The following is a 22,775-nucleotide window of genomic DNA, read 5'->3' as shown; positions in this document are numbered from 1 at the left end:
TCGTTATAAGAGACAGGTATTTGGAATGCTTTGAAGCATTTAGATATCTGTTTAAGTGAGCTGAATTTTTCAGCTAATGAAGGTGGCACCACGGGTTTCTCGTCCTTTTTATGACGGGAGGCCCTTTTTGTATTTCAATAAAATATTTAAATTGATGATCAAGAGTAGTATATTGAAAAGAAGCACTTCAGAGAGCCGGGAATGGTGAGAACCGGTGTGATTCTTCAATGGAATGGACTTGTGAGAGGTCTTCTGAATGGCAGTAAGAAGACACGGGTATCCTCCGTTATCAGGAAAAGGTACTTCTGTTATACAGATGTACTGATCAGAGGGAGTATGTTTAAAAAACTCCGAACTGAGGTGGCACCACGATCGAAAGATTCGTCCTCTATGCGCATTGCGATGCGTATAGGGGACTTTTTTATTTCTCTAAAAGGTCAGAGCAAAACTTAGTAAACGTAATGAATAAAAGAATGGAGGATACAAAATGATCGCCTCGAAAAATCAGTTAATTATTCAACAACTTTCCGGTGATACTCTAACACCTATTTCCATTTATATGAAACTGCAGGGCAGCCGGAAATTTATTTTCGAAAGCTCACTTAAGCATGAAAAGTCTGGCCGTTATTCATTTATTGGAACAAACCCTGTTTTAGAGCTCACAGGCAGAAATGACCAATGCGATTTGAGCTTCTCTGGTCAGGTGATAAGCAAGAAGCAAAAACCCATTGAAGCTTTAAGGGAACTGCTTCCCATGATAGACGAACAATCTGATCTCCCATTTTGCGGAGGAGCTGTTGGCTTTGCAGGATATGACGCCATTCGCCAATATGAAAAAATCGGCAAGACCGGAGCAGATGAGCTGAATCTGCCGGATGTTCACTTTATGGTATACGAGGAAGTTGTCGTTTTTGATCATCTTGAGCAAAAGATCTACCTTGTAGGCTATCCAATTATAAGTGGGCAAGAAAAGGTAAGAGCCAGTCTTGAAAAGTTAACAAATGACATTCAACAGATTGATGCCCGTTTTCAGCAAAGTGAGGCAAAGCTTTCACACTTTACTCCGTCAATGAAGAAGGAGGAATACGAAGATATAGTAAAAAAAGCAAAGAGATATATTGAGCAAGGAGATATCTTTCAAGTCGTGCTTTCGCAAAGGTTCACAGCAGATTTCAAAGGAGATCCATTTTCTTTTTATCGAGAATTGCGGATTAGCAATCCATCCCCCTATTTATATTATCTGGATTACGGTTCCTATTCGGTTGCTGGTGCATCGCCAGAGAGTTTAGTAAAGGTGAGCGGTAACAAAGTATTAACAAATCCAATAGCAGGTACACGGCCGCGCGGCAAAACGGACCAAGAAGATGTGGAACTTGAAGCGGATTTACTCGCCGACGAAAAAGAGCTTGCGGAACATAGAATGCTTCTTGATCTCGGCAGAAATGATATTGGAAGAGTAGCTCACTTTGGCTCAGTTAAAATCGAAAAAAACATGCTAGTAGAAAGATTTAAACATGTGATGCATATTGTGTCCGAGGTATCTGGAACATTGAAAGAGCCTTATACAGCATTTGATGCCCTTATTGCCTGTTTGCCTGCAGGAACTGTATCAGGAGCACCAAAAGTAAGAGCGATGGAAATTATCAATGAACTTGAAACATTGAAAAGAGGGTTATATTCCGGGGCAGTTGGTTATTTTTCCGTAACAGGCAGTATGGACTTTGCCTTAGCGATCCGGACGGTGATTATAAAAGGAGATAAAGCCTATATACAAGCAGGAGCTGGAATTGTCCATGACTCTATTCCTGAAAAAGAATATGAAGAAACCATTCATAAATTAAAAGCATTCATGGAGGACGAACATGATTCTATTAATCGATAATTACGATTCGTTTACGTACAATCTCTATCAATATTTTGGCGAATTGGGTGAAGAGCTGCTGGTTGTTCGGAATGATGAAATTACTGTGGACGAAATTCGTAAATTAAATCCTGAGGGCATTGTCTTATCACCAGGTCCAGGTCATCCAAAGCATGCAGGGGTTTGTATAGAACTTATCCGTGAATTCTTTGCCAGCATTCCGATATTAGGCGTTTGCCTGGGACATCAGGCCATTGGGTATGCCTTTGGTGCAGATGTTGAAAAAGCGGAAAAAATCATGCATGGAAAAATATCGAAATTACAGCATCAAAGCTCATCCCTTTTTGAAAAGATTTCGCCGCATATCGAAGTAATGCGGTATCATTCACTCGTTATTAAAAAAGAATCTCTTCCAGCCTGTTTAGAGGTATTAGGCTATTCGCTTGATGATCATGAAATTATGGCAGTCAAACATAAACAATATCCTGTTTACGGTTTCCAGTTTCATCCTGAATCAATAGGAACACCAGTTGGAAAAGAGCTTCTCAGCAGTTTCCTGAATAAAATTGAGAGGAGAAAAACAGATGAAAGCCATTCTGCAGCAACTAGCTGATCAACAATCATTATCAGAGGAAAGTGTGATCGAAGCCATGGAGTCGATCTTCGAGAAAAAAGCTACCAATAGTGAAATTGCGGCTTTTCTAATGGCGTTAAAGATAAAAGGAGAAACCGCAGAAGAGCTTACCGGATTAGTTAAGGCAATTAGAAAAAGGTCTAAGCCTTTTGCAACAAAATTTCCGAATGTTCTAGATAATTGCGGAACAGGGGGAGATGGATCCAAGAGTTTTAACATCAGCACAACCTCTGCATTTGTTATTGCCGGAGCAGGAATACCTGTCGCAAAGCATGGCAATCGCAGTATTTCCAGTAAAACCGGCAGTGCTGATGTCCTTGAAGAGCTGGGCATCTCCCTTGATTATGCACCTGATATTGCAGAGGAATTACTGGACGAGGCTGGGATTTGCTTTATGTTTGCTCCAAATGTACATCCCAATATGAAGGAGATTATGAAGGTGCGCAGTGATTTGCGGATTCCGACTATTTTTAATTTAATCGGGCCTTTAACAAACCCTGTCCCTCTTGAAAAGCAACTAATCGGAATTTATCGGGAGGATTATTTGAAAACATTTGCTGAAGTATTAAAATCACTTGGAAGAAAAAGAGCGATTGTACTTCATGGAGCAGGAGGTATGGATGAAGCTTCTCTAATAGGAGAGAACAAACTGGTCATCCTTGAAGATAGCTCCATTACTGAAATGACCTTACATCCAGCTGACGTTGGACTCCCGACTTATTCAGCAGAGAGCATTATCGGCGGAAACGCAGCTGAAAATGCCGCAATATTGAAAAAAGTGTTACGCGGTGAACATGGTCCTTTTCGCGATACCGTCTTGCTTAATGCAGGTTTAGGAATCTTTACTGGCGGGGGAGCATCAACCATTCAAGAAGGAATTAAGCTTGCCAAAGAATCCATTGATTCTGGAGAAGCTTTGCAGAAACTTCTGCTATTAAAAGATGCCAGCAAAAAATATAAGCAGGAGGTTATTTAGGATGTCAAACATATTAGACAAAATACTAGCTGAAAAAGAGAAAGAAATTGAAATCCTGAAAAGTACAGCATTACGTCCAATAGGCAGTGAAAAGCGATCATTCCATTCTCATCTGCACAACACAGTTGAACTGGCTGTTATTGCAGAGTTTAAAAGGGCTTCTCCATCAAAAGGAGATATTAATATGCACAGAGATCCAGTTTCACAAGCATTATCATATGCACAAAACGGTGCTGCTGCTGTGTCTGTTCTCACTGATCAATCTTTCTTTAAAGGAGATTTTAAAGATTTGACTCTTGTAAAAGAGGCAGTGAACATTCCGGTTTTATGTAAGGACTTTATGATTGATGAAACACAAATCATCAGGGCAGAACACGCAGGAGCAGATATCATTTTATTAATCGCTGCTGCACTTAACAGAAAGAGACTGCAGGAGTTGCATCAATTTGCTCAAGAGCTTGGCTTCGATGTCCTTGTTGAGGTTCATAATCAAGCTGAGGCAGAACGTGCCATTGACATTGGTGCGAAGCTTATTGGAATTAATAATAGAAATTTAACTACGTTTCATGTTGATATAGCAAAAACAGAAGAACTGGCACCAAAGATCAAAAAAAGTGGTGCATATGTAATTAGTGAAAGCGGCTTGAAAACAAGTGAGGATATTGAAAGGGTAAAAAATGCAGGTGCAAACGGAATTCTAGTTGGCGAAGCATTTATGACAGCAGATGGAGTGAGTGAAATGTTTGACAGAATAAAGTGTTCAGGAAAGGAGCATAGCTCAGCATGAAAGTGAAAATATGCGGAATTACAGATCTAAATACAGCACAAGCCGCAATAAATAGCGGTGCAGATGCGGTTGGCTTTGTATTTGCAGAAAGTAAAAGGCAAATAACGGCTGAAAAGGCTTTATCCATCATAAAAAATCTTCCGGAGTCTGTTCTTAAAGTTGGTGTTTTTGTTAATGAAACACGCGAAAAGATAGAGGCAGTCATACAAGAAACGGGAATTAATGTGATCCAGCTTCATGGAGATGAATCTCCAGAAGACTGTCTTCATTATGAGGTCCCTGTCATTAAATCGTTTAGTATTGGATCAAGCAGTGATCTAAAAACATTAGCCATGTATCAATGTGACTTTTATTTGCTTGATAGTCCCAAAGGAAAATACAGAGGAGGAAATGGCACTTCTTTTAATTGGAAGATAACTAAAACACTTAATAAAGATGGAAAAAAAATCATTCTTGCTGGAGGATTGAATGCATTAAATGTGGCCGCAGCTATTAACGTCGTTGATCCCTATATGGTCGATGTGAGCAGCGGAGTAGAAACGGAAGGTGTAAAAGATATAGATAAAATCAATGATTTTATGCTGCATGCAAAAGAAATGAAGGAGGAAGTAAACAAATGACTTATACAATGCCAGACAAACGCGGCCACTTTGGAACTTATGGCGGCAGATATGTGCCGGAAACACTCATGCAGGCCGTTTTAGAATTAGATGAACAATACAGGAAAGCATTAAAAGATAAAGCTTTTACAGAAGAGCTTAATCATCTTCTTAAAAACTATGTAGGCAGGGAAACACCTCTTTATTTTGCTGAGAATTTAACGAAATATGCAGGTGGAGCACAGATTTATTTAAAACGAGAGGACCTAAATCATACAGGTGCCCATAAAATAAATAATTCTCTCGGGCAAGCTTTGCTGACTGTCAGAATGGGCAAAAAGAAAGTTGTGGCCGAAACTGGAGCAGGACAGCATGGAGTGGCAACAGCCACCGCCTGTGCACTTCTAAATCTTGAATGCATTATTTTTATGGGAGAAGAAGATATTCGCAGACAGCAGCTGAATGTCTTTCGAATGGAATTGCTGGGAGCAAAAGTTGTGAGTGTCACATCTGGAAGCGCGACTTTAAAAGATGCGGTAAACGAAGCCTTGCGTTATTGGGTAACCAATGTGGAAGATACCCATTATATACTTGGTTCGGTAATGGGACCGCACCCGTTTCCGGAAATGGTACGGCATTTTCAAAGTGTAATTGGCGAGGAAACAAAAAAGCAATTTCTTGAGATAACGGGCAAGCTTCCAGACGCGGCAGTTGCGTGTATTGGCGGGGGCAGTAATGCGATGGGCATGTTTTATCCTTTTATTGAAGACGAGAGTGTGGAGCTGTTTGGGGTAGAAGCTGCCGGCATCGGCCTTGAAAGCGGAAAACATGCAGCTTCTTTAACAAAAGGAAATCCAGGGGTGCTTCATGGTTCATATATGTATTTGCTGCAGGATGCAAACGGGCAAATCGAAGAAGCTTTCTCAATTTCTGCAGGTTTGGATTATCCAGGAGTTGGCCCAGAGCACAGTTACTTAAAGGATATTGGAAGAGTGAAATACACGTCCATTACAGATACAGAAGCTTTATCTGCACTGCAATTACTATGCAGAACAGAAGGAATCATTCCCGCTCTTGAAAGCGCCCATGCCATATCCTATGGTGTTAAACTTGCGAAAGAATTGGGAAAAGAAAAATCAATTGTCATCTGTTTATCAGGCAGAGGAGATAAAGATGTATCTTCTGTGCAAGAACGACTCGGAGGTGACCATAATGAATAGAATTGAAAAAGTATTTAAAACACTAAATCTTAAGGAAGAAAAAGCATTTGTTCCTTATATTATGGCAGGAGACGGCGGTTTAGAAAACTTAGGAGAACGAATAACATTTCTGGAGAGGGCTGGGGCCACAGCGGTAGAGATTGGCATTCCATTTTCAGACCCGGTTGCTGATGGGCCCATTATACAAGAGGCAGGGATCAGAGCTTTGAAGAACAATATCTCATTAAGAGATGTCATTCAAGCAATCCGCAGCATACGCCCGATTATTCATATACCTATTATATTAATGACATACCTGAATCCTGTTTTAGCATACGGAAGAGATCGATGCTTTGAGGATTGCAGAAATGCTGGAGTAGATGGATTTATTATTCCTGATTTGCCGATTGAAGAGGAAGAACTACTTTTAGAAAAGGCGGATAGAGAGGGGATTGAGCTGATTCGCTTAGTAACACTGACGAGTCCAGTGGAGCGTATTCAGGAAATTGCTCAAAGAGGTAAAGGCTTTTTATACGCTGTTACCGTTAACGGAATTACTGGTACACGTTCAGAGTTTCATTCTCAGCTCGGCGATTATTTGCAGAGTATAAAAGAAGTTTCTTCTATTCCTGTATTAGCCGGGTTTGGTATTTCGACTCCAGAACAAGTAAGATCCATCAGTTCTTATTGTGATGGTGTAATTGTTGGCAGCAAAATTGTTCAGTTATTTGAACAAAATAAGCTGGAGGAAATTGAAACATTGATTGGAGCTGTGAAGAAGGTAAATATAACAGGATAAAACTAAAAAAGGCTGATCCTCTGAATGAGTTTAAAATGACGTCATTAATGCAAACAAATTTGGATAAGAAAGATGAATAGGGAAATTTTATAAAAGAAGATACAATCACGGAGGTGTCCTGCTGTGATTTACGGCCCTGAACAATATAAAAATGACGTCGATCGCTATATCGTTAGTATTAAAAATCAGCTGCAAAAATTATCTGGTTCATGGAATATACAAAGCTGCTGTATATTGGAAGATTTTGAACTGCTCCAAAAACAAGTAATGGAAGCACACAACCTTGCTTCCACCTATTATTTACAATCGTATTTATTGCCTTATACAGATGAAGCTGCGACATTAAGTCTGGCTGCTCAGCATTTATCAGAGCGGAGGCACGGAGGCTTAATTGTTATTGAAAGAACGGAAGATGTAACAGCATTTATGCACAATGGGATTGAAGTGGGAGCGAAAGTAAGTTATACAATGCTAGAGACGATTTTTTATGATGGTAATCCTCTTCATGATGGTGCCGTTCACATACGAAGAGATGAAATTCTTTCTGCAGGTAACATATTGCCCGTTGCCAAAACAGAGCAGCATGGGAAAAAGATTGGGACTCGTCATCGTGCTGCAATAGGCATTTCCGAAGTAACTGACGCAATTGCAATAGTTGTATCAGAAGAAACAGGACGAATATCATTTGCCTTACAAGGCAAGCTTTATACAGTGCGCAACTAGTTATATTTTGAATTTGGATGAATGTAGTTTGTATAGAGGCTGGGACATAAGTATTTAACATGCCCATAGAACCGAATGGTTAGGAAGTCATCTTTCTAATCATTCGTTTTTTTTATTTATAATTATAAAATATATTTTATTAACATGAGTGAAATGGAGCGGGCTTGTGTAAACACGCAAACCTTGAAAATGAACATTACTGTTTTAGAAAGAGTATTTTCGTTTTGCCCAAGCCTCTTTGCTGTTTAGAGGAAATCCTAAACAAAATTTAAAAAAGGAAATCTATTACATAAAATTTCATCTTACTGGAAATCCTGTTATTAGTTACTAAAGGAGGAATAAACATGGATCATCAAAATGCTGAAAATCTAAATGAAGAAACAGCTGAAACATTAACGAACAGACAGGGCCACCCGATCACAAACAACCAAAATATGCGTACAGTTGGAAATCGAGGACCAGCTACTCTTGAAAATTACGATTTTATTGAAAAGATTAGCCACTTTGACCGCGAACGTGTGCCTGAAAGGGTCGTTCATGCCCGCGGTGCTGGTGCACATGGATATTTTGAAGCATATGGAACTTGTGGAAACGAGCATGTATCAACATATACACGCGCAAAGCTTTTTCAGGAAAAAGGCAAGAAAACACCTGTTTTCGTACGTTTTTCATCCGTTATACATGGCGGTCATTCGCCCGAGACATTGCGTGATCCACGCGGATTTGCTGTTAAGTTTTATACAGAGGATGGAAATTGGGATTTGGTTGGGAATAATTTGAAAATTTTCTTTATCCGCGATGCCGTGAAATTTCCTGATATGATTCATGCCTTTAAACCTGATCCAATTACAAATATTCAAGACAGTGAACGCTTCTTTGACTTCTGTTCGAATTCACCGGAAACCTTTCATATGGTAACATTTGTATATTCACCATGGGGAATTCCTGCAAACTATCGAATGATGCAAGGCTCTGGTGTCAATACATATAAATGGGTCAATGCAGAAGGTAAAGCTGTGCTGGTGAAATACCACTGGGAACCAAAGCAAGGCATAAAAAATTTAACTCAAAAAGAAGCAGAGCAAATCCAGGCGAAGAATTTCAATCATGCTACACAAGACTTATATGATGCGATTGAAAAGGAAGATTATCCTGAATGGGAGCTTCTTGTTCAAATCATGAGTGATGATGATCATCCTGAGCTGGATTTTGATCCGCTTGACGATACAAAGCTTTGGCCGGAGGATCAATTTCCGTGGATGCCAGTCGGAAAAATGGTGTTAAACAAAAATCCAGAGGATTATTTTACTGAAGTTGAACAGGTTGCATTTGGTACTGGTGTATTAGTTGATGGACTTGATTTCTCTGATGATAAAATGCTTCAAGGCAGAACATTCTCATACTCAGATACACAGCGATATCGTGTCGGCGCCAATTATTTGCAGCTGCCAATCAATGCACCGAAGAAAAGAGTAGCAACAAACCAGCGCGGCGGGCAAATGCAGTATAAAGTTGATTTAGCACCCGGGCAAAATCCGCATATAAATTATGAACCTTCAACACTTGGCGGCCTAAAAGAAGCCAAGCAGGCAGGCAAGGAATATACACCGAAAGTGGAAGGAAAGCTTGTAAGAGAATCGATCGATAGACAGAGCAATACGAAGCAAGCAGGCCATACGTACAGAAGCTTTGAAGAATGGGAAAAAGATGAGCTAATTTCAAATCTTGTCAATGATTTATCTGACTGTGATCCTCGCATTCAGGAAAAAATGATACAGCTCGCTGAAGAAGCTGACGAAGAATATGGCCGCAGATTGCGTGAAGGGATTGCCAGCAAACCAAAGGATGGCACAACACATAAGCCATTAGGAAATATTGATGGAGATAAAGCACCAGAACAAGCAATAAATGAAGGTCATGAAGCAGATCCTTATTAAATTGTAAACTGAGAATGGCTGAGGGGAATACCCTTGGCTTTTTTTATTTTTCAGATGTGTAATTAGGAAAAGTATGGCAGTTAATTGGTAAAAGTTATAAAATAAATAGTATATTTAGGTGTGTTAAAGGGGGTATTTTCTTGGCTGAAACAAAAAAAGAAAAGAAAAGTCAGATGCCATTTCGTATCAACTTGTTATTCTTTGCTGTTTTTTTTCTATTTTCGATTTTAATCGTCCGTCTGGGAATTGTGCAAATTGTAAATGGAGAATCGTATAAACTAGAGGTTGAAAAAACCGAGGATGTAACAGTTTCTGATCCTGTGCCGCGCGGCAGAATGCTCGACCGCCATTTTAATATCATCGTCGATAATGTTCCAAAGAGTGCGATTACCTATACAAATTCAAATGAAAAACAGCAGGATATGCTTGAAGTTGCCGAGAACCTGTCACTCTTAATAGAACAGCCTGTCGATAAAATTAGAGAAAGAGAAAAGAAAGATTTTTGGATTATGAGAAATCCCGATGTAGCAAAAGAAAAAATTACAGAGGAAGAATGGGAAGAATTCGAAAACAATGAACGATCTGATAAGGAATTATATCAGCTTCAAATAGATAGAATTACAGATGAAGATCTTAAGGGACTGTCAATGGAAGATTTAGAGGTCCTGGCGATTTTTAGAGAGTTGACGAGCGGATATGCTTTTACAAAGCAGATTGTTAAAAATGAAGATGTCAAACCAGAGGAGTATGCTGCAGTAAGTGAAAACCTTGCTTATTTGCCTGGTATAGATACGACTACTGACTGGGATCGAACCTATAACTTTGGCAATACATTAAAATCAGTTTTAGGCGGAATCACAGATTCATCGGAAGGACTGCCGAAAGAAAGACTCGACTATTACTTAGCAAGAGATTACAGCCTTAATGACCGGGTCGGCAAAAGTTATTTGGAGCTCCAATATGAAGAAGTACTGCATGGGCAAAAGGCAAAGGAAAAAGTCATAACAAAAGGAGGACAGCTTCTCGGAACCGAAACACTTACTGAAGGGTCGAGAGGAAAAGATTTAGTGCTTTCTGTCGATATGGAGCTTCAGCAGAAAATTGAGAAAATAATTGAAGAGGAAATGATCAAGGCAAAAAATAGCGGAAGAACTCGGCTGCTTGACCGCGCATTTGTCGTGTTAATGGATCCCTATACAGGAGAAGTCCTAACAATGGCAGGCAAACAGCTGGTGAGAAATAAAGAAACAGGAAAACAGGAAATGCAGGATTATGCGCTTGGAACCATCTCATCAGCATATGGTGTTGGCTCTGCAGTTAAAGGAGCAACTGTCTTAACAGGATTTAAAACAGGGGCCATTAATCAAAATACAGTGTTTTATGATTCGCCAGTGAAAATTAGGGATACTCCTTTAAAAAGTTCTTGGTTTAATGGCAGTTTCCAAGGCAATATGAGTGTCTTACGGGCTTTGCGAAAATCATCCAATGTCTATATGTTTAAGACAGCGATGGCGATTGGTGAAGGAAATTATGTTTATGACCAGCCGCTTACATTAAGAAATAAGCGTGCTTTTGAAGATATGCGGGATGGCTTTAGTGAATTTGGTCTTGGTGTACGGACAGGAATTGATTTGCCTAATGAGATTCCAGGTTATATTGGGCAAGATAGACTGCCGGGAAAACTGCTTGACCTTGCGATCGGACAGTTTGATACTTATACACCTATGCAGCTGGCTCAATACGTATCTACTATTGCAAATGGGGGTTACCGTATTCAGCCAAGAATGGTAAAAGAGATAAGAGAGTCGACGATTGATGGGGAAACGCTTGGACCAATCATTCAGGAGATGCAGCCTACTATCTTAAACAAATTAGAGATGACTGAAAATGAAATTGGGATTGTGAAGGAAGGATTTAGACAAGTAATGAACAACCCGGACGGCACTGCTTATAGAGCGTTTGCAGATGCACCCTATGCACCTGCGGGGAAAACAGGAACAGCTGAGGCCTTTTACGATGGACCGGATCGAAAAAAAGGAGATCCGCTGATTCCGGTTATGAATTTAAGTCTGGTCGCATATGCACCATATAACAATCCAGAGATCGCCATGTCGGTTGTCGTGCCGTGGGCATATGAAGGAGAATCAGGTCATACAGCTAATTATGATATTGGCCGGAGGGTATTAGATACGTACTTTGCGTTAAAAAATGATCAGTCAGATCCGGTTAAAGATGAATCAGAAGATCAGTAAAGACCAGGAGTTTTCTCCTGGTCTCATCTCATTCATGGTGTTTCCTCGGAAGGACCTGCCTGCCTTTAATCATGAATTTATTCCATAACTTTTTCAGTTTTATAAAAACACTCTCTGTCCGTCGCTCCGTTTTTAATAGCTTCCGATAGAAAAAGAAATGTATGGCTTCCTCCAAAAGAATGAGAAACAGAAAGAGACCTCCTATCAGCATAAGCCAAAATGTCATCTCAATACCTCCTTATCTTTCATCCTATTGGAATTACAGGGATATTATGCAGCATTCTATTGCTATTTTCCCTATCCGATTCTTTCATAAACAGTTCAGGTTTAGTTATTTAATAGAAGGGAATAAAAAAACATAAAGATCTTGATGAGGAGGATCGACATGACAGAACTAACGAAAACCTATTATATCGATATTGAAAACAGAGTCATTCATCAAACACCAGAAGCAGCAGAATGGCATTTTAAAATATTCGCTCCAGAAGAAGAGGCCGCTAAAATAAGTGACGAATTACGCAAAAACTATAATGCCGACTTGAAAACATATGTTAGATCTCATATTCCATTTTTAGAATATCATCATGACCCGCAAAACGATGAATATGATGAAGCAATAGAGAAAGTTTATGCGATGATTTATCAATATGGTGATGAAGAAGCAAAAGAGCATATTGAGCGAATGGGGATACTATCCGAAGAGCAAAAGCAGTCCTAATAGGGGCTGTTTTTTTACTTTCAGGGAGGAGTGATGATCTGACATAGCTTATTAGAAGGTTGAAAAGGTAAATGAAAACAAGTTGTTTTTATGTATGATTACCAGTCAATCGTCAAGTTCTCAAAACATAAATAAGCAATAAAAAAGAACCATCATGATTTTCATCTAATGAATGGTTCTTATGTTTTATTCGGAATAACGTTTCATTTTTTGTCTTCGTTTTTCTCGTACTCATATCTGCTCCAGCAAACGGGCTGCGGTTTTGCTCGGGGTTCCGTCTTCCTTCACGAACTAACTTTTCTCTTTTCTTTTTAGCAGCTGATTTGGCCATTAAATCCACACTCCTTTAATTTGTTAGTCATATTTTACCATAATTAAAACCGAATTACATAGTTCAGCAAAAAATAATGAAGTGACAGTAAAATAAGGGTTTTTCCCTAAAGAGATAGGGAAGTTCCCCGATATGGCGACAGCTCTTTCTCCTATACAATGAAATCATAAAGTATGTGAAGGTTGTAACAAGGAGGAGTAAACATGGAAACAGCCAAAACTGAGAAAGCTGTTACTTCAATTAATCAGGCATTTGCTTCAAGGTTCGCAAAATCAATGTTTCTATCTGTAATAGGACTTGCAGTACTATCATTTATCGGAACGAGAATGTTTACACATGTTGACTTAAATTTATACGGATACATGGTTGGTACGATCATATTTTTAGGAGGCTTCTTTTATCGCTTTATTGCTTGGGGAGAACGCCCGCCAACAAAAATCATCATTAAAAAGGGAATTAAGCTGCTTTTCAGAAAATCAACACCAAAAACATCTGTAGAACAGCTGGCAACCTACCGTTTTATCTGGAATAGGGGAATTTACCGATGGACACAGCACATTATGATGGGCTGGGGAGTAATCCTGTCCTGTCTCGTTACTTTTCCGCTAGTGTTCGGCTGGATGTACTTCACAATGGATGAGAACGGTATGTACAACATCATTTTAATGGGCATTCAAATTTTGACAGTGCCAGCTGATGGATTGATCGCTAACTTTTCTTATAATGCACTAAACATCTCCGCAACAATGGTTATTATCGGAGTTTGTATGGCGCTTTACCGCCGTTTGAAAAATATGCAGGCAAGAGCAGAACAAAAATTTCTATACGACTTTCTTCCATTATATATGCTGCTCTTTATCAGCATAACAGGATTAGCTCTTACATTCAGCAATGTATTCCTGCATGGATTTGGACACCCGGTTATGTCGCTCATTCATCAGTGGTCCGTCATTATCACGTTGATTTACTTGCCATTTGGTAAGCTTGCACATATTCCATTTAGACCATTAAGTGTCTTTGCAAGAAACTATCGAGAGCATTATATGGAAGCTGCACCAAAGCAATGCAAGGTTTGCGGCAATGAATTCGTATCAGTTGAACAATCAAATGACGTTATAGATGTACTTCAGACAAATCATATTCAATTTCAGACAGAGGATGGGCATCACCTTGCAGAGCTTTGTCTGCCATGCAGAAGGAAATATCGGATGGCACAGTTTTCAGGGTTTCCTACTCACGAAGTAAAGGTTAAGGAGGCAAACCAGAATGCAAAGGGATAAGTTTTTTAAAGAAATCGAAAATGTGTATCACCCGAATGAAAAATTAATTAAAACACATTGCAGTTATTGTGGAATGCAGTGCGGCATGAATCTGCGGGTTAATACATCTACAAACAAAATCATTGGGGTTGAGCCAAGATATGACTGGCCGGTTACAGTAGGAAAAATGTGTCCCAAAGGGGTTACAGCTTACCAGCAGACGAATCATGATGATCGCCTATTAAAACCGCTTATTCGTGATGATGCATCTTTAAAAGGAACAACAAAGGGTTTTAGAGAAGCCAGCTGGGATGAGGCATACGACCTGATCGCTAAAAAATTTACAGAGCTTCAAGAGAATTACGGGAAAGACAGTTTATCCGTTTTTAGCGGAGTATCAATGACAAATGAAAAATGTTATCTGACAGGGAAATTTGCACGTGTTGCACTAGGAACAAAATATATCGATTATAATGGGCGCTTCTGTATGTCAAGTGCTGCCGGCGGTTTCCTAAGATCACTTGGGGTTGACCGAGGATCTACCTTGCCTTGGACAGATATACATGAAACAGATTGCTTATTCATCGCTGGCAGTAATACAGCAGAATGTCATCCGACCTCTATCTTCCGCTTATGGAATGTACAGGAGAGAGGCGGTTATATTATCGTCGTGGATCCAAGGGAGACACCTATTGCCAGAAGAGCGGATGTGCATTTGGATATTCGTCCTGGAACTGATTTAGCGCTTGCAAATGGAATCCTTCATTTATTAATTGAAAATGGATTTACTGATGAACAATTTGTGAACAATCACACAAATGGTTTTGAAGAAACAAGAGAGCTTGTTAAAGAATTTACTCCTGAATATACAAGTGAAATTACAGGTGTTGATCCGGAAAAGATTATCCGAGCAGCGGAAATCTACGGTAAAGCTCCTAACGCGGTTGTTATGTTTGCCAGAGGAATTGAACAGCAGCATAAAGGTGTTGACAATGTTTCTGCATATACAAACATGGCGCTTGTAACAGGGAAGATCGGAAGACCTAAATCAGGAGTAGCGACATTTACTGGACAGGGAAATGGCCAGGGCGGCCGTGAACATGGACAAAAATCAGACCTTCTGCCAGGGTATCGTAAAATCACGAACCCAGAACATGTAAGAGAAGTTTGCCAATTCTGGGGAATCTCAGAAGATGAAATGCCAAAGGCTGGTGTTTCTGCCTACGAACTCTTCGAACTGATGGCTAAAAAGGAAATTCGCGGTTTATATCTGCTTTGTTCAAACCCAGCTGTATCCGCGCCAAATTTAAACTTTGTCAGAGAAACACTGAAGAATTTAGATTTCATGGTGTGTGCAGATTTCTACCTATCTGAATCAGCTGAATTTGCTGATGTGATCTTGCCTTCTGTTACCTGGTCAGAAGATGAAGGTACGACAACCAACCTGGAAGGCAGAATTATTAAAATTAATAAAGCGCAAGAGCCTGTTGGAGAATCAAAACCAGATTGGCAAATGCAGGTTGAGCTAGCAGAACGTCTGGGAAGAGGGAAGTATTTCTCCCATCTGAAAACAGCCAGAGATGTTGCGGATGAATTCAGGGCAGCTTCTAAAGGCGGCTATGCGGACTACTACGGAGCAACATGGGAAAAAATCGAAAAACAAGATGGAGTCTTTTGGCCATGTAAAGATGAGAACGATGAAGGAACACCGCATATGTTCCTTGATAAAAAGTTTTATCATCCTGATGGAAAAGCAAAAATTTGCGCATTGCCATATCGAAAGTCAGCAGAGGAACCAGATGAAACCTATCCGCTGCGGATGACAAATGGCCGCGTAGTCTATCACTATCTATCTGGTAATCAAACGAGAAGAATTCCTTTCCTCCGTGACATGTGTCCGGAACCATTTATAGAGGTTCATCCGCAAACAGCTGAAAAATATAAGATCTCCCATGAAGAAGAGGTACGTCTTTACACAAGAAGAGGGGAAGCTTTTTACAAGGTTAAAATAACAGAGGCAATTCGTCCTGATACGGTCTTTGTGCCTTACCATTTCGGCCATGAAAAATCTATCAATCTACTTACGATTGCTGCACTGGATCCTATGAGCAGAATGCCTGAATTTAAAGTTTGTGCAGCCCAAATCGAAAAGCTTGATCGAGAGAAGGTGTAACAGCAATGAAAAAGAGACTTTATATAGAGCTTGAAAATTGTATAGGCTGCAGATCTTGTTTAGCAGCCTGTACACAGTGCGGAGGGCATGAAGAAAGAAACAGAAACTACGTTTATGATGTGAATCCGCTTGTCAGCCGTCAGACAATGCCTTTAATGTGTCTGCACTGTGTGAATCCTGCTTGTGCCCGCAGCTGTCCGGCACAAGCCATTCAAATTCATGAAACAGGAGCGGTGCTTTCAGCGCTGGTTGAAAAATGCATCGGCTGCCAAAACTGTACGATTGCATGTCCATACGGTATTCCGAAATTCGACGAAGAGCAAAACCTAATGTACAAATGTGACCTGTGTATTGACCGTACGAAAGATGGAATACCGCCAATGTGTGCAAGCGTCTGTCCTTCAAACACGCTGCAATGGCTAACAGAAGAGGAAATTGAGCAAAAACAAAAGCAATACAACATGTCTAACGGAAAATGGGTAACAAGTCAGCCGTATTTAGAAGGCGAAACAAATGTAAAAGTAAATCTTCCTGGGATCCTCCAGGGAATCACAAAGCTTTATTAGGAGGTGGACGGTGATGAAAGAACGAAATAACAAGATTCCTTTTCCAGAAGATAACTATACTCATAACATTAATCGGGACAATGAAAGAAAGCTGGATCGCCGTGGGTTTATGAAAACCCTAGTAGGTGCAGCAGGAGTATTTGCTGTATCTTCCCTGCCATGGGGAGCAGTTGCAGCAAAAGAGCTGATGGGATTAGGAGAGAAAGAGTATCCTCATAAAAAAATTGCTGATCTGAACAACCTGCCTATTGGTGATGCGGTAGAGTTTAAATTTCCAGGAGAACATGATGACGCGATCCTCATCAGACTAGGTGAAGAAAAATTTGTTGCTTATCAAAATGCCTGTACCCATTTAAGATGTCCAGTATTTTGGGTCAAAGAGCAGGGAGAAATGGTATGTCCTTGTCATCATGGCAAATTTGATGTGGAAACTGGTGCACCTACAGCAGGACCGCCAAGGCGGCCGCTTCCTGAAATACAAGTAGAAGTAAATCAAGGTGCTGTATATGCAGTAAGGGTGAAGAGATATGAAGCGTAGTTATATTGGCGTTCTTCTCCTCAGTGCTGTCTTGTTTTTAAATATTATTTTCACTCAATATATGGTGCATCAATATTTTTATGAAAATTATGTAAACACATTGATCTTTTGCGGCTTAAATATCGTCATGTTCCCTATAGCTTTCTTTCTCTATAAAAAAACAAAAAAGGCGTGAGTGCTATGAATAGTGAAACATATATCGATTTTTGTTTTATAAGAGAAAGCAGTGGAAGGTTCAAAGAGGAAATTGATCAGCTGCTACGAGAACTGTTCGCTAAAATTCGGCTGAACTGGTACTTAGACGTAAAACAAAAAGATGGCCTTGAGATCATCGTTGCGGAAATTAAAGGGATGAGCAAATGGCAGTCCGAAGCTGAGCTGATACAGTTCATAGAGACAAATGCAAAAGAAGACTTCTGGACGTATCTGCAAGGATATAAAGCTTTTATCTATCCTCAAAGTAAGGGAGGGAAAAGCTGTGGAGTCCGATAAAAAGAATAGCTTAAGCATGTTCATACATGAAGATGTAGAAATAGCCATTATCGATACAGATGGAGAGGATCAGGCACCCCTCTTAACAAAAAGAATTGAACGGATAGAAAATTGTCCTGATCACACTCATTTCAGAATGTATGTAAACCACCTTCAGTTTTTGGCCATTCCCATGGAAGCACGATTTGAATGGAAGAATGACCGACTGGTCGCTACTGATGAAAACAGTCAGCTGCAATACTGCATTCGAAAAATAACGAATAACTGAGTGATAGGAAATTCCGCTGCAGGCAGCTGATTGAAGTAAGTAAAGCCAATAAGCGTATAAGGGTATCTGTACATGCTTTAATGATGACTTTTTAATAGAAGGCAATTTTAAAACTGTGACAGATCGTTTTTAAAGAATTGAATCAGTAATCTTTAACACACAGCAATGCCGAGTCGAATGAAAAGTATTGTAACAGGAAGGTGAAAAGAAATGAAAACGAAAAGAATAAACGACTGGATGCCTGAAAATGAACAGTTTTGGCAAACACAAGGAAAAAAGCATGCTAAACGAAACTTATGGATTTCAGTTCCTTCTTTAATGATGGCTTTTATTGTATGGCAAATTTGGTCTGTTGTCGCTGTACAATTAAATGAAATAGGCTTCTCATTTACAGATGAGCAATTATTTACTTTAGCAGCTGTACCCGGACTTGTAGGAGCAACATTACGCTTCTTCTACACATTTGCTGTCGGATCATTTGGAGGAAGAAACTGGACTATTATCTCTACAGCAGTCTTAGCTATTCCAGCGATCGGTATTGGTATGGCGGTTCAAAATCCTGAAACTCCATATTCAGTGATGCTATTACTGGCTGCACTATGCGGTCTTGGCGGAGGAAATTTCTCCTCTTCATCAGCAAATATAAGCTTTTTCTATCCTAAAAAAGAAAAAGGGACAGCATTAGGAATTAATGGCGGCTTAGGAAACATGGGTGTCTCAGTCGTACAATTTGTGACACCGCTTGTCATTGCCAGCGGAGCATTTGCCTTCTTTGGAGACAGCCAAACTTTAGCCAGTGGTGAAAAGGTATGGCTGCAAAATGCAGCATTTATCTGGGTCATCCCAATTGCAGTTTTAACGATTGCTGCTTATTTTGGAATGGATAATCTTCCAAATACAAAACAATCAGTTGGTGCACAGTTTGTTGTATTGAAACGAAAGCATACTTGGATTATGACAATCCTTTATGTTGCAACATTTGGTTCATTTATTGGGTATTCTGCTGCATTCCCATTATTATTAAAATCACAATTCCCTGAACACATGGGGCTGGCATTCCTTGGTGCATTTTTAGCGGCAGCTGCACGACCGGTTGGAGGCTGGCTGTCAGATAAATTTGGAGGAGCATCCGTAACTGCTTGGGTATTCGTTGTCATGAGTGCTGGTGCAGGCGGAGTGATCTACTTTACTAAACAAGCTTCGTTTGCAGGATTTTTAACCGCTTTTCTAATCTTGTTTATTGCTGCAGGAATTGGTTCTGGCTCAACATTCCAGATGATACCTGGAATCTTCCCTGTAAAAGAAGCTGCTCCAGTATTAGGTATTACAGCTGCATTTGCGGCTTACGGCTCATATTTTATCCCGCAATTATTCGGCTGGTCTACTAAGTCAACTGGAACGCCTGTCAATGCATTATATATTTTCATAGTGATATATGTCATATCATTTATACTGAATTTCTTCTATTATCAGCGTAAAGCTAAGTTGAATACAACCTATCCTTTAAAGAAAGCTAACTAGATTTATAACCTGATTTGGCCTGCCTCGCACTTTCTGCGGGCAGGCCTTATGTCAATTATAGCTGGACTTAAAGGTCTGACTGAGTGCTGATGCTTGATCTTTGTAGTATGGAGTTTGCCAGCCGGCAAATTTTATTTTCAATGAAAACCCTATAAACATACTGGTTAAATATTTTATACTTATTGAAGGGAGTGTATTAAGTGGAAAAGGATACTGTAATCAGCCATTATATTATAGACTCACAAGAAGATGAAATTAAAAGGATTTCAAATGAATTACACGAAGGAGTAGGGCAGACGCTATATAGTGTATTTACGGGACTGGAGTACCTGGAAGGCAGTATGCAGGAACCGGCAATGAAAAGTTATACTGCAGAAATACGGGAGCAGTTAAGTAAAACGATACAGGAGATTCGGCTGTTATCTCTTGAGCTGCATCCTCCGTCATTAGCCTCTTCAGGTATTACCGCCGCTCTTAAAAGTTATTTAAAGTTATATACTTCAACCTATGGAATTATTACAGAATTAACATCTGCTGGCAATGAAAGAAGATTACTTGAAAAACAAAACATTATGTTATACCGTGTTTGTCAAGAAGCATTAGGAAACATAGCTAAATATGCAGATGCAAATCTTGTTCATATGAAATTGAATTGGGAAGCTGAGAAGGTAATAATCGAAATAAAAGACTTCGGCAAAGGCTTTGATATTCATACAGGTTTAGCTAAAAGATCAGGGTTAGCAGCTATGTGTGAAAGAATGGAGTTAATTGGGGGTACATGCTTAATCACATCAGCAATTGGGAATGGAACACTTATTACGCTATCATTACCATACTAGAAAGAGGCAGCCTTATATGGGGAAATGGACAAAGGGGGAAATGAAATGATTAAGATTTTGCTGTGCGATGATCATGCAGTAGTGAGAATGGGGTTAAAAATGCTATTAAATAATCACCCGGAGCTTGAGGTAATTGGGGAGGCATCTGAAGGCAATGAAGCGATTGAAAAATCGCTGCAGCTTGAACCTAATGTAGTAGTTATGGATTTAAGTATGCCACACGGAAAAGATGGATTAAGTGCAACAATTGAGCTGAAAAAGAAAAAACCGGAAATTTCAATTTTAATCCTAACAATGCATGATGACGAAGAATACTTGTTTAAAGCCATACAGGCTGGTGCATCTGGGTGTCTGTTAAAAAGTTCTCCGCATGATGAACTAATATCAGCCATTAGAAGTGTTGCTTCGGGTGAAGCTTATTTGCATCCTTCTGCAACAAAACGATTAATGGAAGAATACCTAAATACAGTAAGAAGCGGAGATTCTGATCATTTTGAACTGCTGTCAGATCGGGAGAAGGAAGTTTTAACGTTAATAGCCAAAGGATTCTCTAATAAAGAAATCGCCGAACAGCTTTTTATTTCTGTTAAAACGGTTGAAACACATAAAAGTAATGTAATGGAAAAGCTGAAGATGAAAACACGGCCAGAGCTTGTTCAGTTTGCATTAAAAAAAGGACTGCTGGGCTATGGTATATAGGAGGATGGCCTAGTAATGGAAAACCAGATGATTCTTCAAATGTTAAACGATCTGCTAGTTGATATACCATGTGAATTTGCGGCCATTGCAATTCAGATTCCAAAGGGTTCAGATGTTAAATGGAAGCATGCTGCCGGAAATTTGAACGACAAGTATAAAAGAATTACCCTGCGTTATGGAAAAGGGATTGCTGGTAGAGTTATTTCAACTGGGACTCCCATTCACCTAGATCGTTTTCCGGATAATATAATTGGCAGAGACTTAGAGTATCCAATTATGCTTGCTGAGAAGCTAATCAGCGCTTACGCAGTTCCGATTATTTTAAACGGCAGTGCAAAAGGAGTGCTGCTGGTCGGACGCCGTGTGAAAAAACCGTTCCAGCTTCATGAACAAAAGGCTGTAAGAGATTACACAAGCAAGCTCGAAAAGGTGGTATTCAGCCATGATTAGGAGAGGTTCAGATGAAGAATACAAATAACCCTCAGCAGCAGTATGCGTCAAAAAATGATAATAATGCAGGATTACAGAGTAATCGGAATGCTAATGTTGATCCGCTAAGAGAAGAAGCTTCCTATCATAAAGAGCTAAGTGATATGAAATTTGCTCTAGATGCCTCTTCCATCGTAGCTATAACCGATCGGAAAGGGAAAATTACATATGTTAACGATGAATTTTGCAGAATTTCTAAATATAACAGAAGCGAATTAATAGGTGCTGATCATCGGATTATCAATTCGGGTTATCATCCGAAATCATTTTTTAAACAATTATGGGAAACAATTAATCAGGGGGAAGTTTGGAAAGGCGAAATAAAGAATAAATCCAAAGATGGAAGCAATTACTGGGTGGATACAACGATCGTTCCTTTCCTTGATGGTGATGAAAGGCCATATCAATTTTTAGCCATTCGCCATGAAATCACCAATCGCAAAAAAGCGGAAGAAGAAATCAAGAATATGATGACGCGGATGATTAACTTACAGGAAGACGAACGAAAAATCATTTCACGCGATCTTCATGATGGGGTAGGGCAAAATTTATATAGCCATATGATAACTATTAATCGCCTGCAAGCTGAATTGAACCATCCGCTTCTAGAACAGCTTTACACGGAAACAGCAGAAATAATTGAAGAGCTGAGAGATATTTCAAGAGAGCTGCGGCCGTCTGTTCTGGATGATTTAGGTTTATTGCCTGCCATCCGTTCTTATTTGCATCGATTTTCCCAATACCATCAAATAGATGTGCAATTTACGAGTAATTTAAATGAGCGCCTCAGCACAGATAAAGAATTGACCATTTATAGAATCATCCAGGAAGCATTAACGAATATCCGTAAATATGCAGGGACAAACGAAGCCTTTGTTACCATCCGTGAACATGATCATGAAATTAGAGTAGTAATTGAAGATTATGGTGCTGGGTTTGATTACGAAGAAATTCAGAAGGGTGTCGGGCTTTTTAGTATGGAGGAGAGAGCAAAAGTGGAAGGCGGCTCTTTGGATATCCTTTCTGAAAAAGGTCGCGGAACAAGGGTAGTATTGGTTATGCCCATATAAAATAAAAAAACACAAAAACTCTGCCGTACAGCTGGCAAGAGTTTT

The 22,775-nt window shown here is 39.7% G+C and carries 23 protein-coding genes and 2 other annotated features (1 of these 25 only partly in view); of the genes, 22 read left to right on the top strand and 1 reads right to left on the bottom strand.

The genetic code is table 11. The annotated features are described in order from the left end of the window. Positions 1–110, top strand: a binding site (T-box leader); it begins 150 nt to the left of the window's first position. A 35-nt stretch (positions 111–145) separates the two neighbouring features. Further along, positions 146–392: a binding site (T-box leader), on the top strand. Positions 393–487: 95 nt separating this feature from the next. From trpE to J1899_RS13060, 11 genes are all read left to right on the top strand, one after another. Then, the gene (gene trpE / locus J1899_RS13110; protein WP_214474301.1) at positions 488–1,882 is read left to right on the top strand and encodes an anthranilate synthase component I; all 1,395 of its coding nucleotides are present in this window, start codon (positions 488–490) and stop codon (positions 1,880–1,882) included. Continuing rightward, positions 1,863–2,474, top strand: coding sequence for an anthranilate synthase component II (locus tag J1899_RS13105; RefSeq protein ID WP_214474296.1), 612 nt, complete (start codon positions 1,863–1,865; stop codon positions 2,472–2,474). Before trpE ends, J1899_RS13105 begins: the two co-directional genes overlap by 20 nt. Further along, the gene (trpD, locus tag J1899_RS13100; RefSeq protein WP_214474294.1) at positions 2,446–3,471 is read left to right on the top strand and encodes an anthranilate phosphoribosyltransferase; all 1,026 of its coding nucleotides are present in this window, start codon (positions 2,446–2,448) and stop codon (positions 3,469–3,471) included. Before J1899_RS13105 ends, trpD begins: the two co-directional genes overlap by 29 nt. A 1-nt stretch (position 3,472) precedes the next feature. Then, positions 3,473–4,258, top strand: coding sequence for an indole-3-glycerol phosphate synthase TrpC (gene trpC, locus J1899_RS13095; protein WP_214474292.1), 786 nt, complete (start codon positions 3,473–3,475; stop codon positions 4,256–4,258). Beyond that, complete coding sequence (locus tag J1899_RS13090; protein WP_214474290.1) at positions 4,255–4,878, top strand: phosphoribosylanthranilate isomerase; 624 nt, start codon at positions 4,255–4,257, stop codon at positions 4,876–4,878. The genes trpC and J1899_RS13090 overlap by 4 nt, the downstream gene beginning before the upstream one ends. After that, positions 4,875–6,077: a tryptophan synthase subunit beta gene (trpB, locus tag J1899_RS13085; protein WP_066444791.1), complete on the top strand. Its 1,203-nt coding sequence runs from the start codon at positions 4,875–4,877 to the stop codon at positions 6,075–6,077. Before J1899_RS13090 ends, trpB begins: the two co-directional genes overlap by 4 nt. After that, the gene (gene trpA / locus J1899_RS13080; protein WP_214474287.1) at positions 6,070–6,855 is read left to right on the top strand and encodes a tryptophan synthase subunit alpha; all 786 of its coding nucleotides are present in this window, start codon (positions 6,070–6,072) and stop codon (positions 6,853–6,855) included. The genes trpB and trpA overlap by 8 nt, the downstream gene beginning before the upstream one ends. 123 nt (positions 6,856–6,978) lie before the next feature. Then, positions 6,979–7,578: a sporulation-specific diadenylate cyclase CdaS gene (cdaS, locus tag J1899_RS13075; protein ID WP_214474284.1), complete on the top strand. Its 600-nt coding sequence runs from the start codon at positions 6,979–6,981 to the stop codon at positions 7,576–7,578. Between the two features lie 344 nt (positions 7,579–7,922). Then, positions 7,923–9,515 (top strand): catalase, encoded by a 1,593-nt coding sequence (locus tag J1899_RS13070; RefSeq protein ID WP_214474273.1) that lies wholly within the window; start codon positions 7,923–7,925, stop codon positions 9,513–9,515. Positions 9,516–9,688: 173 nt separating this feature from the next. Further along, on the top strand, positions 9,689–11,767 hold the full coding sequence (locus J1899_RS13065) for a penicillin-binding transpeptidase domain-containing protein (protein WP_214478834.1): 2,079 nt from the start codon (positions 9,689–9,691) through the stop codon (positions 11,765–11,767). A gap of 385 nt (positions 11,768–12,152) precedes the next feature. Continuing rightward, positions 12,153–12,485 (top strand): hydrolase, encoded by a 333-nt coding sequence (locus J1899_RS13060; protein ID WP_214474270.1) that lies wholly within the window; start codon positions 12,153–12,155, stop codon positions 12,483–12,485. A gap of 112 nt (positions 12,486–12,597) precedes the next feature. On the opposite strand, the gene J1899_RS13055 is transcribed toward J1899_RS13060, so the two are convergent. Beyond that, entirely contained in the window at positions 12,598–12,816 is a 219-nt protein-coding gene (locus J1899_RS13055; RefSeq protein WP_066444812.1) for a hypothetical protein, read from the bottom strand. 203 nt (positions 12,817–13,019) lie between these two features. Here J1899_RS13055 and J1899_RS13050 point away from each other — a divergent pair, with 203 nt between their 5' ends. The 11 genes from J1899_RS13050 to J1899_RS13000 all read left to right on the top strand — a co-directional run bounded on the left by J1899_RS13050 (position 13,020) and on the right by J1899_RS13000 (position 22,730). Next, entirely contained in the window at positions 13,020–14,096 is a 1,077-nt protein-coding gene (locus tag J1899_RS13050; RefSeq protein ID WP_082851657.1) for a hypothetical protein, read from the top strand. Next, a complete protein-coding gene (locus J1899_RS13045; protein WP_066444814.1) occupies positions 14,083–16,248 on the top strand; it encodes a molybdopterin oxidoreductase family protein in 2,166 nt (721 codons plus the stop codon). The genes J1899_RS13050 and J1899_RS13045 overlap by 14 nt, the downstream gene beginning before the upstream one ends. A 5-nt stretch (positions 16,249–16,253) precedes the next feature. Then, a complete protein-coding gene (locus J1899_RS13040; RefSeq protein ID WP_066444816.1) occupies positions 16,254–16,814 on the top strand; it encodes a 4Fe-4S dicluster domain-containing protein in 561 nt (186 codons plus the stop codon). 13 nt (positions 16,815–16,827) lie between these two features. Continuing rightward, the gene (locus J1899_RS13035; RefSeq protein ID WP_066444818.1) at positions 16,828–17,352 is read left to right on the top strand and encodes a Rieske (2Fe-2S) protein; all 525 of its coding nucleotides are present in this window, start codon (positions 16,828–16,830) and stop codon (positions 17,350–17,352) included. Between the two features lie 180 nt (positions 17,353–17,532). Beyond that, positions 17,533–17,844, top strand: a complete 312-nt coding sequence (locus J1899_RS13030; RefSeq protein WP_214474266.1) for a hypothetical protein — start codon at positions 17,533–17,535, stop codon at positions 17,842–17,844. Then, on the top strand, positions 17,831–18,112 hold the full coding sequence (locus J1899_RS13025; protein ID WP_066444823.1) for a hypothetical protein: 282 nt from the start codon (positions 17,831–17,833) through the stop codon (positions 18,110–18,112). The genes J1899_RS13030 and J1899_RS13025 overlap by 14 nt, the downstream gene beginning before the upstream one ends. 210 nt (positions 18,113–18,322) lie before the next feature. Continuing rightward, positions 18,323–19,633 (top strand): NarK family nitrate/nitrite MFS transporter, encoded by a 1,311-nt coding sequence (locus tag J1899_RS13020; protein ID WP_066444825.1) that lies wholly within the window; start codon positions 18,323–18,325, stop codon positions 19,631–19,633. Between the two features lie 200 nt (positions 19,634–19,833). Beyond that, the gene (locus tag J1899_RS13015) at positions 19,834–20,472 is read left to right on the top strand and encodes a sensor histidine kinase (RefSeq protein WP_066444827.1); all 639 of its coding nucleotides are present in this window, start codon (positions 19,834–19,836) and stop codon (positions 20,470–20,472) included. A gap of 45 nt (positions 20,473–20,517) precedes the next feature. After that, a complete protein-coding gene (locus J1899_RS13010; protein WP_066444829.1) occupies positions 20,518–21,171 on the top strand; it encodes a response regulator in 654 nt (217 codons plus the stop codon). 15 nt (positions 21,172–21,186) lie between these two features. Further along, complete coding sequence (locus tag J1899_RS13005; protein ID WP_214474263.1) at positions 21,187–21,621, top strand: GAF domain-containing protein; 435 nt, start codon at positions 21,187–21,189, stop codon at positions 21,619–21,621. Between the two features lie 11 nt (positions 21,622–21,632). Beyond that, positions 21,633–22,730, top strand: coding sequence for a PAS domain-containing sensor histidine kinase (locus J1899_RS13000; RefSeq protein WP_214474261.1), 1,098 nt, complete (start codon positions 21,633–21,635; stop codon positions 22,728–22,730). The last annotated feature ends 45 nt before the right edge of the window (positions 22,731–22,775 follow it).

Origin of the sequence: Cytobacillus gottheilii (assembly GCF_018582665.1) — a bacterium.
Taxonomy (GTDB): domain Bacteria; phylum Bacillota; class Bacilli; order Bacillales; family Cytobacillaceae; genus Cytobacillus; species Cytobacillus gottheilii.
The sequence above is the reverse complement of the archived record's forward strand: the minus strand, read 5'-3'. Positions and strand labels throughout refer to the sequence as shown.